Source organism: Streptomyces sp. NPDC026301 (genome assembly GCF_055567935.1).
In genome coordinates, this window is the sequence record NZ_JBVHPN010000015.1 from 30086 (window position 1) to 43278 (window position 13193).

At 73.1% G+C, this 13193-nt stretch carries 12 protein-coding genes; 5 read left to right on the forward strand and 7 right to left on the reverse strand.

Annotated features, from left to right (window positions below; translation table 11 throughout):
- Positions 1 to 5 precede the first annotated feature (5 nt).
- Positions 6 to 659 carry a response regulator transcription factor gene (locus ACZ4MH_RS25145; RefSeq protein WP_223735500.1) on the reverse strand — a complete coding sequence of 218 codons (654 nt, stop codon included), beginning with the start codon at positions 657 to 659 and terminating at the stop codon, positions 6 to 8.
- A 352-nt stretch (positions 660 to 1011) separates the two neighbouring features.
- Here ACZ4MH_RS25145 and ACZ4MH_RS25150 point away from each other — a divergent pair, with 352 nt between their 5' ends.
- A complete protein-coding gene (locus tag ACZ4MH_RS25150) occupies positions 1012 to 1185 on the forward strand; it encodes a hypothetical protein (RefSeq protein WP_351596539.1) in 174 nt (57 codons plus the stop codon).
- Positions 1186 to 1320: 135 nt separating this feature from the next.
- Here ACZ4MH_RS25150 and ACZ4MH_RS25155 read toward each other — a convergent pair whose 3' ends face one another.
- Positions 1321 to 2151 (reverse strand): inositol monophosphatase family protein, encoded by an 831-nt coding sequence (locus ACZ4MH_RS25155; RefSeq protein WP_351596536.1) that lies wholly within the window; start codon positions 2149 to 2151, stop codon positions 1321 to 1323.
- 105 nt (positions 2152 to 2256) lie between these two features.
- Positions 2257 to 3405 (reverse strand): ferrochelatase, encoded by a 1149-nt coding sequence (locus ACZ4MH_RS25160; RefSeq protein WP_467754695.1) that lies wholly within the window; start codon positions 3403 to 3405, stop codon positions 2257 to 2259.
- Between the two features lie 152 nt (positions 3406 to 3557).
- Here ACZ4MH_RS25160 and ACZ4MH_RS25165 point away from each other — a divergent pair, with 152 nt between their 5' ends.
- Both ACZ4MH_RS25165 and ACZ4MH_RS25170 read left to right on the forward strand, forming a co-directional pair.
- Entirely contained in the window at positions 3558 to 4829 is a 1272-nt protein-coding gene (locus ACZ4MH_RS25165) for an MFS transporter (protein ID WP_351591255.1), read from the forward strand.
- Positions 4789 to 6108, forward strand: coding sequence for a D-arabinono-1,4-lactone oxidase (locus tag ACZ4MH_RS25170; RefSeq protein WP_351591258.1), 1320 nt, complete (start codon positions 4789 to 4791; stop codon positions 6106 to 6108). The genes ACZ4MH_RS25165 and ACZ4MH_RS25170 overlap by 41 nt, the downstream gene beginning before the upstream one ends.
- Positions 6109 to 6132: 24 nt before the next feature.
- On the opposite strand, the gene ACZ4MH_RS25175 is transcribed toward ACZ4MH_RS25170, so the two are convergent.
- Positions 6133 to 7392 (reverse strand): hypothetical protein, encoded by a 1260-nt coding sequence (locus ACZ4MH_RS25175; protein WP_351591261.1) that lies wholly within the window; start codon positions 7390 to 7392, stop codon positions 6133 to 6135.
- Positions 7393 to 7879: 487 nt separating this feature from the next.
- Between ACZ4MH_RS25175 and sepH the strand changes: the two genes are divergently transcribed.
- Complete coding sequence (gene sepH / locus ACZ4MH_RS25180) at positions 7880 to 8998, forward strand: septation protein SepH (protein ID WP_351591264.1); 1119 nt, start codon at positions 7880 to 7882, stop codon at positions 8996 to 8998.
- A 251-nt stretch (positions 8999 to 9249) separates the two neighbouring features.
- Here the strand turns inward: sepH and ACZ4MH_RS25185 are convergent, their stop codons facing one another.
- A complete protein-coding gene (locus ACZ4MH_RS25185; protein WP_351591267.1) occupies positions 9250 to 10086 on the reverse strand; it encodes a sulfurtransferase in 837 nt (278 codons plus the stop codon).
- Positions 10087 to 10391: 305 nt separating this feature from the next.
- Between ACZ4MH_RS25185 and ACZ4MH_RS25190 the strand changes: the two genes are divergently transcribed.
- A complete protein-coding gene (locus ACZ4MH_RS25190; RefSeq protein ID WP_351591270.1) occupies positions 10392 to 11183 on the forward strand; it encodes a VOC family protein in 792 nt (263 codons plus the stop codon).
- Between the two features lie 110 nt (positions 11184 to 11293).
- Here ACZ4MH_RS25190 and ACZ4MH_RS25195 read toward each other — a convergent pair whose 3' ends face one another.
- Positions 11294 to 12283 (reverse strand): class I SAM-dependent methyltransferase, encoded by a 990-nt coding sequence (locus tag ACZ4MH_RS25195; protein WP_351591273.1) that lies wholly within the window; start codon positions 12281 to 12283, stop codon positions 11294 to 11296.
- Positions 12284 to 12390: 107 nt separating this feature from the next.
- Positions 12391 to 13158, reverse strand: a complete 768-nt coding sequence (locus tag ACZ4MH_RS25200) for a thioesterase II family protein (RefSeq protein ID WP_351591276.1) — start codon at positions 13156 to 13158, stop codon at positions 12391 to 12393.
- Positions 13159 to 13193: the final 35 nt, after the last annotated feature.

Genomic DNA, 13193 nt, shown 5'->3' on the forward strand with positions numbered 1-13193 from the left:
GCTCGTCAGATCCGGTAACCGGAGCCCGGCACGGTCACGATCACCGCGGGCTCACCGAGCTTGCGGCGCAGCGTCATGACGGTCACCCGGACCACGTTCGTGAACGGGTCGGTGTTCTCGTCCCACGCCTTCTCCAGCAGCTGCTCGGCCGAGACGACCGTGCCCTCGCTGCGCATCAGGACCTCCAGCACCGCGAACTCCTTGGGCGCGAGCTGGACCTCCTTGCCGTCCCGGAAGACCTCACGGCGGTTCGGGTCGAGCTTGATGCCGGCCCGCTCCAGGACGGGCGGCAGGGCCACGGTCGTACGGCGGCCCAGGGCCCGTACGCGGGCCGTCAGCTCGGTGAAAGCGAACGGCTTGGGGAGATAGTCGTCGGCGCCGATCTCCAGGCCCTCGACGCGGTCGCTGACGTCGCCGGAGGCGGTCAGCATCAGTACGCGGGTGGGCATCCCCAGTTCGACGATCCTGCGGCAGACGTCGTCGCCGTGGACCAGCGGGAGGTCGCGGTCCAGCACGACGACGTCGTAGTCGTTGACCGCGATGCGCTCCAGCGCGGCCGCGCCGTCGTACACCACGTCGACCGCCATGGCCTCCCGGCGCAGCCCGGTGGCCACCGCATCGGCGAGCAGCTGCTCGTCCTCGACGACGAGTACACGCACGTCGCTAGTCCTTCCTCACGGCCCCGTCGAACAGGGCACACACAAATTTCGAGCACATCCATCCTGCCCCGAAGAGCCGTAAACCGGCTGTAAGAGCAGGTGCGGCCTCCGATGGGCGGGGACGCGGGCACCCGATCGGCAGGATTCACCGCCCGCCTGAGGTTTCCGTGAGGTTCCGCATGGGGAGGACGATTGCACACTCGCGATCACGCCCTGCACGACGCCGTACCGTGACCGGCCGGCAGCCCACAGGGACCACGCCGTGATCTCCCTCTGCCACACCCCCGTGGACGAGGGGCCCACACCCGTCGGCACACCCCCGTGCCACCGACCCACGACGAGGGGGCGCACCATGGACGCTTTCACCGCAGGCATTCTGCAGCGCATAAAGACCACCGAAGCCGACCTGGACCGGGCCCGCGAAACGGGCGACGACTTCCTCGCCGATGTCGAGCAGGCCGAGCTGGAAGACCTCCAGCGACTGGCCTCCGAGCACGGTGTGGAGGTCGGCGCGGCCAGCGTCTGATCCCATACGCCCGCGACGAAGGGCGCCCCGGCACCGAGGGGACGGTGCCGGGGCGCTTTGTCGTATCCGGAGGCGTACACGGGCTGTACGGCGGTGTGCGCGGCTCCGGGGACCTCCTGGGTCCGATCGGGCCGATCAGTCGTGCCAGGCGCCCAGATCCTCCAGGAGGGGCTGCAGCGCCTCGAAGACGGCCGGGGACCCGGCCACGGTCAGCTCCTGGGACACCGGCTCGCCGGGCCGGCCCGCGGTGCGCGCGCCGGCCTCGCGGGCGATCAGCTCGCCCGCCGCGAAGTCCCAGGGGTTCAGCCCGCGCTCGTAGTAGGCGTCCAGCCGGCCGCAGGCCACGTCGCACAGGTCGATCGCGGCCGATCCGCCCCGCCGGATGTCGCGCACCTGCGGGAGCAGCGAGCCCAGCACCGCCGCCTGCGCGGCGCGCCGCTCGGCGACGTACCCGAAGCCGGTGCCGACCAGGGCCTGGGAGAGCGGCGGCGCGGGGCGCACCCGGACCGGCGCGTTGTTCAGGAAGGCGCCGCCGCCGAGGACGGCGTGGCTGGTCTCGCCGCGCATCGGTGCCGCGACCACCCCGACGATGGTCTCGCCGTCCTTCTGGGCGGCGATGGACACGGCCCAAGAGGGCAGACCGTAGAGGTAGTTGACGGTGCCGTCGATCGGGTCGATCACCCAGCGCACCCCGCTGGAGCCCTCGGAGCTGGCGCCCTCCTCGCCGAGGAAGCCGTCCTCGGGGCGGCGCTCGGAGAGGAAGCCGGTGATCAGCTTCTCGGAGGCGATGTCCATCTCGGTGACGACGTCGATGGGGCTGGACTTCGTCGCGGCCACGCCGAGATCGGCGGGGCGGCCGTCGCGCAGCAGCTCACCGGCCCGGCGGGCGGCCTCCAGGGCCAGCGCGAGAAGTTCGTCCTTCAGTTCACCGCTGTGCAGCGGGGCGTCCTTCAGGGGATCGGACACGGTGCTCCTTGTTCGTACGGGAAGTGCTCGCGGGCCGCCGCGGGGCGGTCGCCGCGGTGCCGGGCAGCCGGGCCGCACGCCCTCGGGCAGCCCGGCACGGGCCTCTCAGGCGCCCGCCGACGGGCCGCTCCAGTCGGCGCCCGCCGCGGCGGGCCGGGGCGAGCGGGCCGGGCAGCAGCCGACCGGGCAGAGGTCGTGACTGGGCCCCAGCGCACCGAGCGCGCAGCGCTCCGGGGAGCGGCCGCGCTCGGCCGCCGCGCGCTCCAGCAGCAGGTCGCGGACGGCCGCGGCGAACCGCGGGTCGGCGCCGACGGTGGCGGAGCGGACCACCGGCAGGCCCAGCTCGGCGGCCTTGGCCGTGGCCTCCGTGTCGAGGTCGTACTTGACCTCCATGTGGTCCGAGACGAAGCCGATGGGGGCCATCACGACGGCCGGGACGCCCTGCGTGTGCAGCGTCTCCAGGTGGTCGCAGATGTCGGGCTCCAGCCAGGGGATGTGCGGGGCGCCGCTGCGGGACTGGTAGACGAGCCGCCAGGGGTGGGCCGTGCCGGTCTCCTCGCGCACCGCGTCGGCGATCACCTGGGCCACGTCGAGGTGCTGCGCGACATACGCGCCGCCCTCGCCGCCCTCGGTGTGCTCCTCCGGGCGCCCCGAGGTGTCGGCGGCGGCGGTGGGGATGGAGTGCGTGGTGAACGCGATGTGGGCGCCCGCGCGGACGTCGTCGGGCAGCTCGGCGAGCGAGGCCAGCACGCCGTCGACCATGGGGCGGACGAAGCCGGGGTGGTTGAAGTAGTGCCGCAACTTGTCGACCTGCGGCGGCTCCAGGCCCTCGGCCTCCAGGGTGGCCAGCGCGTCGGCCAGGTTCTCCCGGTACTGCCGGCAGCCCGAGTACGAGGCGTACGCGCTCGTGGCCAGCACCGCGATGCGGCGGTGGCCGTCACGGACCATCTCGCGCAGCGTGTCGGTCAGGTACGGCGCCCAGTTGCGGTTGCCCCAGTACACCGGCAGGTCCAGGCCGTGCTCGGCGAAGTCCTTGCGCAGCGCGTCCAGCAGCTCGCGGTTCTGCGCGTTGATCGGACTCACGCCGCCGAACAGGAAGTAGTGCTGTCCCACCTCCTTGAGGCGCTCACGGGGGATGCCGCGGCCGCGCGTCACGTTCTCCAGGAACGGGACCACGTCGTCGGGGCCCTCGGGCCCCCCGAAGGAGAGGAGGAGCAGGGCGTCGTAGGGAGCGGGCACTGGCTGTTCGGGCATGTTCCGATCCTCCCACCCGCCACTGACAGCCGGAAAACGGGAGGCGCCGACGGAGTGCCACCCGTAAGCTGTATCGCTGCAGTACGTTCCTTACTGCGGTCCTGACGCAGCTCACCGCGGTTCCCGCGGACCTCACCCGGCGGAGCGCCCCCTTGCCCAGTCCCTACCGTGCCCTGTTCGACCGGCCCGGCACGAAGTCCTTCACGGCCGCCGGGTTCCTGGGGCGCATGCCGCTCTCCATGACCGGCATCGGCATCGTCACGATGGTCTCCCAGCTCACCGGCCGGTACGGCCTGGCGGGCGCGCTCTCCGCGACCGTCGCGCTGTCCGCCGCCGTGCTCGGACCGCAGATCTCCCGGCTGGTGGACCGGCACGGCCAGCGCCGGGTGCTGCGGCCTGCCACCCTCGTCGCACTGGCCGCGCTCGCCGCCCTCCTGACGGCGGCCCAGCAGCGCTGGCCCGACTGGACGCTCTTCGTCTTCGCGGCCTGCGCGGGCTGCGTGCCCAGCGTCGGCGCGATGGTGCGCTCCCGGTGGGCGGAGGTGCACCGCGGCTCCCCCGGGATGCTGCACGCCGCGTACTCCTGGGAGTCGATCGTCGACGAGTTCTGCTTCATCGTCGGCCCGATCCTCGCCATCGGGCTCTCCACGTCGTGGTTCCCCGAGGCCGGGCCGCTGCTGGCCGCCGTCTTCCTGGCGGCGGGCGTCTTCTGGCTGACGGCGCAGCACGCGACCGAACCCGTACCGCACCCGCGTGAGCACCACACGAAGGGCTCCGCGCTGCGCTCCCGGGGACTGCAGGTCCTGGTCGTCACCTTCACGGCCACCGGCGCGATCTTCGGGGCGATCGACGTGGTCACGGTGGCCTTCGCGGAGGCCCAGGGCCACAAGGGCGCGGCCAGCCTCGTCCTGGCGGTCTACGCGCTGGGGTCCTGCTCCGCGGGCGCGGTCTTCGGGATGCTGCGCCCCTCGGGCCCGGCCGCACGGCGCTGGGTACTGGGCGTGCTCGCCATGGCCGTGAGTATGATCCCGCTCCAACTGGTCGGGAACCTGCCGTTTCTGGCCGTGGCGCTCTTCGTCGCGGGGCTGACCATCGCACCGACGATGGTGACCACCATGGCCCTCGTCGAGCAGCACGTACCACGCGCGCAACTGACCGAGGGAATGACCTGGACGAGCACCGGGCTCGCGGTCGGGGTGGCGCTCGGCTCGTCGGCCGCCGGCTGGGTGGTGGACGCGGCCGGGGCCCGTACGGGGTACGTCGTGCCGGTCGCGGCCGGAGCGCTCGCGGCCGCGGTCGCGTTCCTCGGATACCGCCGGCTGCGGCCGGCGGCGACGCGGGCGGGGGCACCCTCGCCCCGGGTGACGGGAGGGCTGGGCGCGCATGACAGTGACCGGAACGACTCGGGAGAGCGTGTGGCGTAACTGGGCGGGGAACGTCGAGGCCCGCCCCGTACGGAGCGTGGCACCGGCCTCCACGGAGGAGCTGGCGGCGGCCGTGCGGCAGGCGGCCTCCGAGGGGCTGACCGTGAAGGCGGCCGGCACCGGCCACTCCTTCACGCCCGCCGCGGCCACCGAAGGGCTCCTCATACGCCCCGAACGGCTGACCGGCATACGGAAGGTGGACCGCGCCGCCGGCACCGTCACCGTGGCCGCCGGCACGCCCCTGAAGGACATGAACGCGGCACTGTCGGCACACGGCCTGTCGCTGGCCAACATGGGCGACATCATGGAGCAGACCGTCTCGGGCGCCACCAGCACCGGTACGCACGGCACCGGCCGGGACTCCGCCTCGCTCTCCGCGCAGATCGTGGCCCTGGAGCTGGTCACCGCCGACGGCTCCGTACTGCGCTGCTCCGCACAGGAGAACGCGGACGTCTTCGCGGCGGCCCGGCTGGGCCTGGGCGCGCTCGGCGTCCTCACCGAGCTGACCTTCGCCGTCGAACCGGAGTTCCTGCTCGCGGCCCGTGAGGAGCCGATGCCGTTCGACCGGGTGACCGCGGACTTCGACGCGCTCGTCGCGGAGAACGAGCACTTCGAGTTCTACTGGTTCCCGCACACCGGGAACTGCAACACCAAGCGCAACAACCGGAGCCAGGGGCCCGCGGCACCGAACGGCGCCGTCAGCGGCTGGGTCGAGGACGAGCTGCTCTCCAACGGCGTCTTCCAGGTGGCCTGCGCGGTCGGCAGGGCACTGCCCGCCACCATCCCCGGCATCGCCAAGCTCTCCAGCCGCGCGCTGTCCGCCCGTACGTACACCGACATCCCGTACAAGGTGTTCACCAGCCCGCGCCGGGTGCGCTTCGTGGAGATGGAGTACGCCCTCCCCCGGGAGGCGGCGATCGCGGCGCTACGGGAGCTGCGCGCGCTGGTCGAGCGCTCCGGGCTGCGGATCAGCTTCCCCGTGGAGGTGCGCACCGCACCCGGGGACGACATCCCGCTGTCCACCGCCTCCGGGCGGGACACCGCCTACATAGCGATGCACATGTACCGGGGCACGCCCCACGAGGCGTACTTCACGGCCGCCGAGCGCATCATGACCGCGCACGGCGGCCGGCCGCACTGGGGGAAATTGCACACCCGGGACGCGGCGTACCTCGCCGCCGCCTACCCGCGGTTCGGCGAGTTCACCGCGCTGCGGGACCGGCTGGACCCGCAGCGGGTGTTCGACAACGCGTATCTGCGGCGCGTGCTCGGGGACTGACGCGGGGCGCGCCCCGGGCCCGGCTCAGGAGGAGCCGGGGGCCGGGGTCTGTCCGGCGTCCTGTGCGCCGTCGGCGCCGCTCCCGGTGTCCGGGCTGCTGCTCGCGCCGTCGTCCGAGCCGTCGGTCGGCGTGGGCGCCGGGTCCGAGGACTCGTCGCCATCGCTCGGCGACGGGCTGGGCGCGGTGGACTCGTCGTCCGAGCCGCTCCCCGTGTCGCTGCCGCGCTCCGCACCCGAGTGCGCGTCGGAGCCACTGTCCGTACTGCCGTCCGTGGCGTCAGGCTGCGGGGTCGGCCCCTCTGTGGCGCCGCCGTGGTCCGTGTCCTCGGTGGACGTGCTCGGCTGCGGCGTCGGCGTCGTCGGGGCGCTGTCGCCGCCCCCGCCGGAGCGGAAGAAGTTGCTGACCGACGTGCCGTTGCCGCCGGCGGCGTCGTGCCCGGTGGCCAGCTCGAAGGCGGTGACCCCGGCCATCGCGAGCAGGAAGACCGCGAGCGCGGCGAGCAGGGTGCGGCGCCGGCCGCGCAGCCGGGTGCCGTACAGCGTCCTGAACTCCGCGTCGGGGGCCGCCACGTCCGGGGTCTGGGCCACAGAGGCGCCGCCGGGCGGCTCCGCCACGGTACGCAGCGCCATCGTGCGCGCGTCCTGCTGCGGCGCCGGCCGGGTAGCGTCCTCCGCGCCGGGCGGGACGAGGACCTGCGTCTCGTCGGCCGTGGGCGGGGCGCTGAGGACCTGCGTCTCCTCGGCCGTCGGCGGGACCGTGAGGGCCTGCGTCTCGTCGGCCGCAGGTGTGGCCGTGAGGATCTGTGTCTGTGCCGCCTCGGCAGCCGAGGAGCGGGGCATGGCCCGGGTCGCGTCGGCGCTCCTGGCCGCCGCCACGGAGGTGATCTCGTCCTCCGTACCGCCGCGGTCGAACGTCGGGAGCACCATCGTCACGCCCGCCGAGGGCGCGGACCTGACGCGCGTCGCCCCGCGCGCACCCGTACCGGAGGCCGTCGTCCGGCTGCCGAGCTCCTGGCGGCGGCGCGGCCGGGGCCGCGTGCTGACCGTCGCCTCCTTGACCTGTTCCCCGGTGCGCCGGAAGAGGTGCTGGAAGATCGACCCGCCGGTGGTCGCGACCACGCTGACGATGCCGGCGCCGATGACCGTCCCGTAGACGCCGAGCCGTCCGGCCAGGTATGCGGCGACCGCCGCCGCGAGCGCGCTGCCCGCCACCTGGGCGACGCTCAGGTCGATCCGTTTCTCCTTCCCCGTCTTCTTTGTCTTGCTATCGGTTCTGTCGTCCATCCTCGGCCCTTGATCGACGCTTCGATCCGTCTTGCACAGAGAAGGGACATTTGGGCGGACTGGATAGTTCCATTTCTGGCCATTTTGTGAACCAGGTCACACCATTCCGTAAGACCTGCCGTCCGGTCGTATAAGTAGAGAGGTCGACAAGGCGACCGAACTCCCCTGGACAGGGAAAACTCGGCGGCGCGGCGCCCCACCCCGGTGGTCCGAATGGAGTACTGTTGCGAATCCTGGCCCCGGTTTCCCGTCCGGCTGCCCGGACCCACGGGAGGGGCCCGCAAGGCGGCTCTCGCCCCGGGGCGCCGCCACTCGGCACGGGGTGCTGGTACACAGGGCAACCGGTACGGTCACCGGAGGTTGCAAACTGGTTACCGTGTCATAACGGCGTTTCAGGGCCACAACCTGACACGCCGGGCAACTCGGCAATGTTGTGGCAGGCTGCACCCGGGCAGGCCACACTCGACTAGCGGAAGCAGCGACGCACGTGACGTCGGCAGGCACCACCCGGGAGGTCCCCATGCCCGAACTGCGTGTCGTGGCCGTTTCGAACGACGGCACACGGCTGGTGCTCAAGGCTGCGGACAGCACCGAGTACACGCTGCCGATCGACGAGCGGCTGCGTGCCGCGGTGCGCAATGACCGCGCACGCCTGGGCCAGATCGAGATCGAGGTGGAGAGCCACCTCCGGCCACGCGACATCCAGGCCCGTATAAGGGCCGGCGCCTCCGCCGAGGAGGTCGCACAGCTCGCCGGCATCCCCGTCGACCGGGTACGGCGCTTCGAGGGCCCGGTGCTCGCCGAGCGCGCCTTCATGGCCGAGCGCGCCCGCAAGACGCCCGTGCGCCGGCCCGGCGAGAACACCGGTCCGCAGCTGGGCGAGGCGGTCGCCGAGCGGCTGCTGCTGCGCGGCGCCGACAAGGACAGCGTGCAGTGGGACTCCTGGCGCCGGGACGACGGCACCTGGGAGGTACTGCTCGTCTACCGCGTCGCCGCCGAGCCGCACTCCGCGAGCTGGACGTACGACCCGCCCCGGCGGCTCGTGCAGGCCGTGGACGACGAGGCGCGGGCGCTGATCGGCGAGACCGACGACACCCCGGAGCCGAGCTTCCCGTTCGTGCCGCGGATCGCCCGGCTGCCCCGGGACCGGCCACTGGACCGGACCCTGGACCGTCCGCTGGAACGGCCGCAGCCCGCGGAGCGGCCCGCGCCGCCGGCCGCCGAGGAGGACGACGTGCCCGCGGCGTCGGCCGCCGTCGAGGAGACCGAGGAGCGGGACCCGCGCGACTCGCTGACCAGCCTGCTGGAGGCGGTGCCGAGCTTCCGGGGCGACCTGGTCGTCCCCGAGCCGAAGACGGCGCCGGACGACGAGCCGGCCACGGAGGCCGAGGTCGAGGAGCCGCCCGCCCCGGCGGCGAGCGCGGGCGCCGGATCCGCGTATGCCGACGTACTGATGCCGCGCGCCGTCGCGGGCCATCGGGACCGGCTCACGGGCACGACCGACCGCCAGGCCGAAGCGGACGGCGTCCGCCCCGGCCGCCGCGCCGCGGTGCCCAGCTGGGACGAGATCGTCTTCGGCACGCGGCGCAAGAAGCCGGACGCCTGACCCCGGAGCGGTCGGCTCAAGGCCTGTACGGCCTTGGGCTGCCCGCGAGCGGAAACGGTCCTGCGGGCAGCCCGGCCGGGGCTGAAACGGTTCTGCGAGCCGTCCGGCCGGGACCGAAACGGTTCTGCAAGGCGGTCCCGACCTTCGCGCGACCGCGCAAGCGGCCCCGCGTCCGTCCGCCGGGCGGCCTCGGCGGGTGCGATGCCCTCGCACCCGCCTGCGTACCGCCGTACCGCCTCCGGCGCGCGCTCTCAGCCCGCCTCGGGCCCCGTGGCCACCGGCCGGGACGCGTCGCCCGACCACTCGCTCCAGGAGCCGACGTAGAGGGCCGCCGGCACGCCCGCCACGGCGAGCGCCAGCACCTCATGCGCAGCGGAAACACCCGAGCCGCAGTAGACCCCGACCTCGGCGCCCGGCGCTGCCCCCAGGGCCCTGAAGCGCTCGGCCAGTTCGGCGGCCGGCCGGAACCTGCCGTCGGAGCCGACGTTCTCGACCGTCGGGGCGGAGCGTGCACCGGGGATGTGGCCGGCGACCGGGTCGATGGGCTCGGCCTCGCCCCGGTAGCGCTCCGCCGCCCGCGCGTCCAGGAGCACCCCGCGCCGGGCCAGCGCGGCCGCCTCGTCGGCGGTCAGCAGCGGCACCGCGCCGGGCGCCGCCGTGAAGTCGCCGGGCTTCGGAGCGGGTTCCTCGTCGGTCAGCTCACCGCCGGCTGCCCGCCAGGCCGCCAGGCCGCCGTCCAGGGCGCGTACGGCCTCGTGCCCCGCCCAGCGCAGCAGCCACCAGGCGCGGGCCGCCGCCCAGCCCTGTCCGCCGTCGTACACGACCACCTCGCGGTCCCGGGAGACGCCGGCCGCGCGCATGGCCGCCGCGAAGTCCTCCGGGTCCGGCAGCGGGTGGCGGCCCCCGGAGCCCGCGGGCCCGGCCAGATCGGCGTCGAGGTCGACGTAGACGGCGCCGGGCAGATGGCCGGTCGCGTACTCGGCGTGCCCTGACGGGCCGCCCTGCTCCCAGCGGACGTCGAGGAGCACCGGAGGCGTCCCGCCCGCCAGTTCGCTCGCCAGTTCGGTAGCGGAGATGATGGCATTCATAACCCCATCCTCGCGCAGTCGCGACCGGCCCACGCCGACCGCGGGCACGTCGTGAGGAAGTGCAGGAACCAGTTCCGCACGACGTGGACGAGGGAGCCCTCACACAGGACGGTGACATCGGCAGAAACGGCACTGCGTCATCAGATCGGGCACTCTACGGGCGGGCCGCACAACGGGTCGCGCGACCGGCGGCGCGGCCGACCCGCGCCGCCCACCGGGGAGTGCGAGCATCTGCACGGCACAGCCCGTAGGACGGCCCGTATCCGTACGGTCCCCACCCTTGATGGTCCGAGGAGCAAGCGACGATGACGACCGAGGCAGCGAGCCGGCGGACGCCCGGCACCCCTTGCTGGGTGAGTCTCATGGTGCACGACCTGCCCGCCACGCAGGACTTCTACAGTGCGCTGTTCGGCTGGGAGTTCCGGCCGGGGCCGCAGCAACTCGGTCCCTACGTACGGGCGCTGTCGGCCGGCCGGGAGGTGGCCGGGATGGGGACGCTGCCCCCGGAGCGGCAGCTGTCCATCGCCTGGACGCCCTATCTGGCGAGCGACGACGCGGACACCGTCACCGAGCGGATCCGCGCCTGCGGGGGCACGGTCGGCGTCGGCCCGCTGGACGCCGACCACGCGGGGCGGATGGCGCTCGCCTCGGACCCGCAGGGCGCGGTCTTCGGGATCTGGCAGGGGCACACCATGAAGGGCACGGCGGTGGTCGGCGAGCCGGGCACCCTGGCGTGGAACGAACTGGTGACCCCGGAGGCCGCGCCGGCCGGCAGATTCTACGAACACGTCTTCGGCTTCGAGACGGAGGCGGCGGGCCGCCCCGGAGACGACGACCTGACACTGTGCCTCAAGGGACGCCCGGTGGCGAGCATCCATGGTGCGGGCGACGCGCTGCCCCGGGAGCGGGGGCCGCACTGGACGACGTACTTCGCGGTCTCCGACGCGGACGCGGCGGCCCGCCGGGTCGCGGAGCTGGGCGGGCGGGTGATCGGCGCGCCGCGGGACTCGCCCCACGGCCGGCTGGCGACGGTCGCCGATCCGGAGGGCGCGGAGTTCATGGTGGTGCAGCGGCCCACCACACGGGCCGGCTGCTGACTTCGGAAAGAGGGCCCTCCGGTCAGGTTGCCGTTGACCGGAGGACCCCAGGATCGTGCCGAGGAGGAGACCGCCGTCCCGGTGCACCGGGACGGCGGCGGATCAGCGGATCAGCGGACCGGCTCGAGGTGGAACATCACGCTCTCCGCCGGTACGGAGATGGGGTGCTCGCCCACCAGACGCCAGCCGGCCTCTTCGAAGACCGGGCGCCACTCCTCCAGGGTGGGGAGGTAGTCGCCCATCACCGCGTGGGCGAACTCGAACGCCATGCTGAACACGGGCATCTCGGTGTCCGCGTACGCCGTGGTCCGCGTCGCGTCCGCGAGCAGGAAGTGCTTCAGGTCCGGGAAGACCTCGCGGATGCGGCGCAGCGACGCGACCGCTTCGGCGCGGGGCCAGAAGTCGTGGCCCATCATGAACGAGGTCAGCAGGTCGACCCCGGCGTACTCGGGGCGGGGCTCCAGCGCCGTCGCATCGCCCTGGGTGATGCTGATGCGGTCCGAGAGGCCCGCCTCGGCCACCGACTGGGTGGCGACCTCGATGGCTCCGTCGGCGAGGTCGATGCCCAGGCCGCGGACGCCCTCCCGGGACCGGGCCAGCTTGATCAGCCGCTCGCCGCTGCCGCAGCCGAGGTCGGCGGCGTGCGTGAAGTCCAGCCCGCTCACCACCGGCCAGAAGACCGGGTCCCACCACTCGGCGTTGATCTCACGGCAGGCGACGCTGATCGCCGCCGCGTCGCGCCGGTAGAAGGAGCCCTCGCGGTTCTCCTCGCGGATCAGGTCGGGGAGCGTCGAGAACAGCTCGCCGCAGCCCTTGGTCGTCCAGTGGAACAGCGACTTGGCGCGGTCCGCCTCGTCGAAGTTCGCGCCGGGTCGGACCTTTACACCGTCCCGCTCGACGACCTCCGCCGCGGCCAGCGCGCGGAACAGCTCCTGCATCGAGCGCGCGTCCAGTCCCCGCTCGGCCGCGAACGTCTCGGCGTCCAGGGGTCCTTCCGTCCGCAGTGCGTCGAAGACGCCGACCTCCCAGGCCGCGCTGATGGCCGAAGCCGCCACGGCGTGGTTGTACACCTCGGTGATCGTCGTACCGGTCTTACTCATGCCATACCCCTCGTTGTGATCATGTTCGGCAAGTTCTGCGGAAGTTCGGCTCGGAATGCCGAGCCCGGAATGCCGAGCTGGAAATCGGAATGTTCAGCTCGGAATGTTCAGCAAGCTTTTTCGTGGAGCCCATCGGTGATGTGCTCGAAGACGGCCTGCTCGTGCCGGTGGATGAAGAAGTGGTCGTCGTCCACGAGATGCAGCCGGAAATCGCGGGCCGTGTGCTCGCGCCAGCTCTCCACCGACCAAGTGGGCACCTGCGGATCGCGGGTTCCGCCCAGCGCCGTTACGGGCACGGGCAGCGGGTCCCGCGGGCGGTAGCGGTAGCTCGCCAGTACGGAGAAATCGGCGCGGATGCGCGGCAGGCACAGGTCGAGGAGGTCCTGGTCCTCGAACACCTCCTGCGGGGTGCCGTTGAGCCGCCGTACCGCCGCCACGAATTCCTCCCTGGGGAGGTCGTGGATGCGCCAGCTGGGGCGTTCCACGTCGGGCGCCGCGCAGGCGGAGACGGCGAGCCGTTCGGCCGGCCGTCCCGTCAACTCCTGCAAACGGTGAGCGAGTTCGTAGGAGAGCAGGCCGCCCATGCTGTGCCCGAAGAGGGCGTAACGCTCGCCCGTCCACGGCGCGATCGCCCGCGCCAGGCGCTCGGCGAGCGTGTCGAAATCGCGCTCCGGCTGCTCGTGGAGCCGGTTCTCGCGGCCCGGCAGCTGCACCGGGACGAACGACGCCGCGCCCGAGGCGGGCCGCCGGGTCCATGTGCGGTAGAGGCCGGCGCCGCCGCCCGCGTACGGCAGGCAGAAGACGCGCACGGGCGCTTCAGGATCGGGGGTGCCAAAAGGGAACAGCACACCCGGATCGTCAACCGTGGTGCTCATGTGGTCCTTTCGCAAGCACGTCACAAGACAGTCGA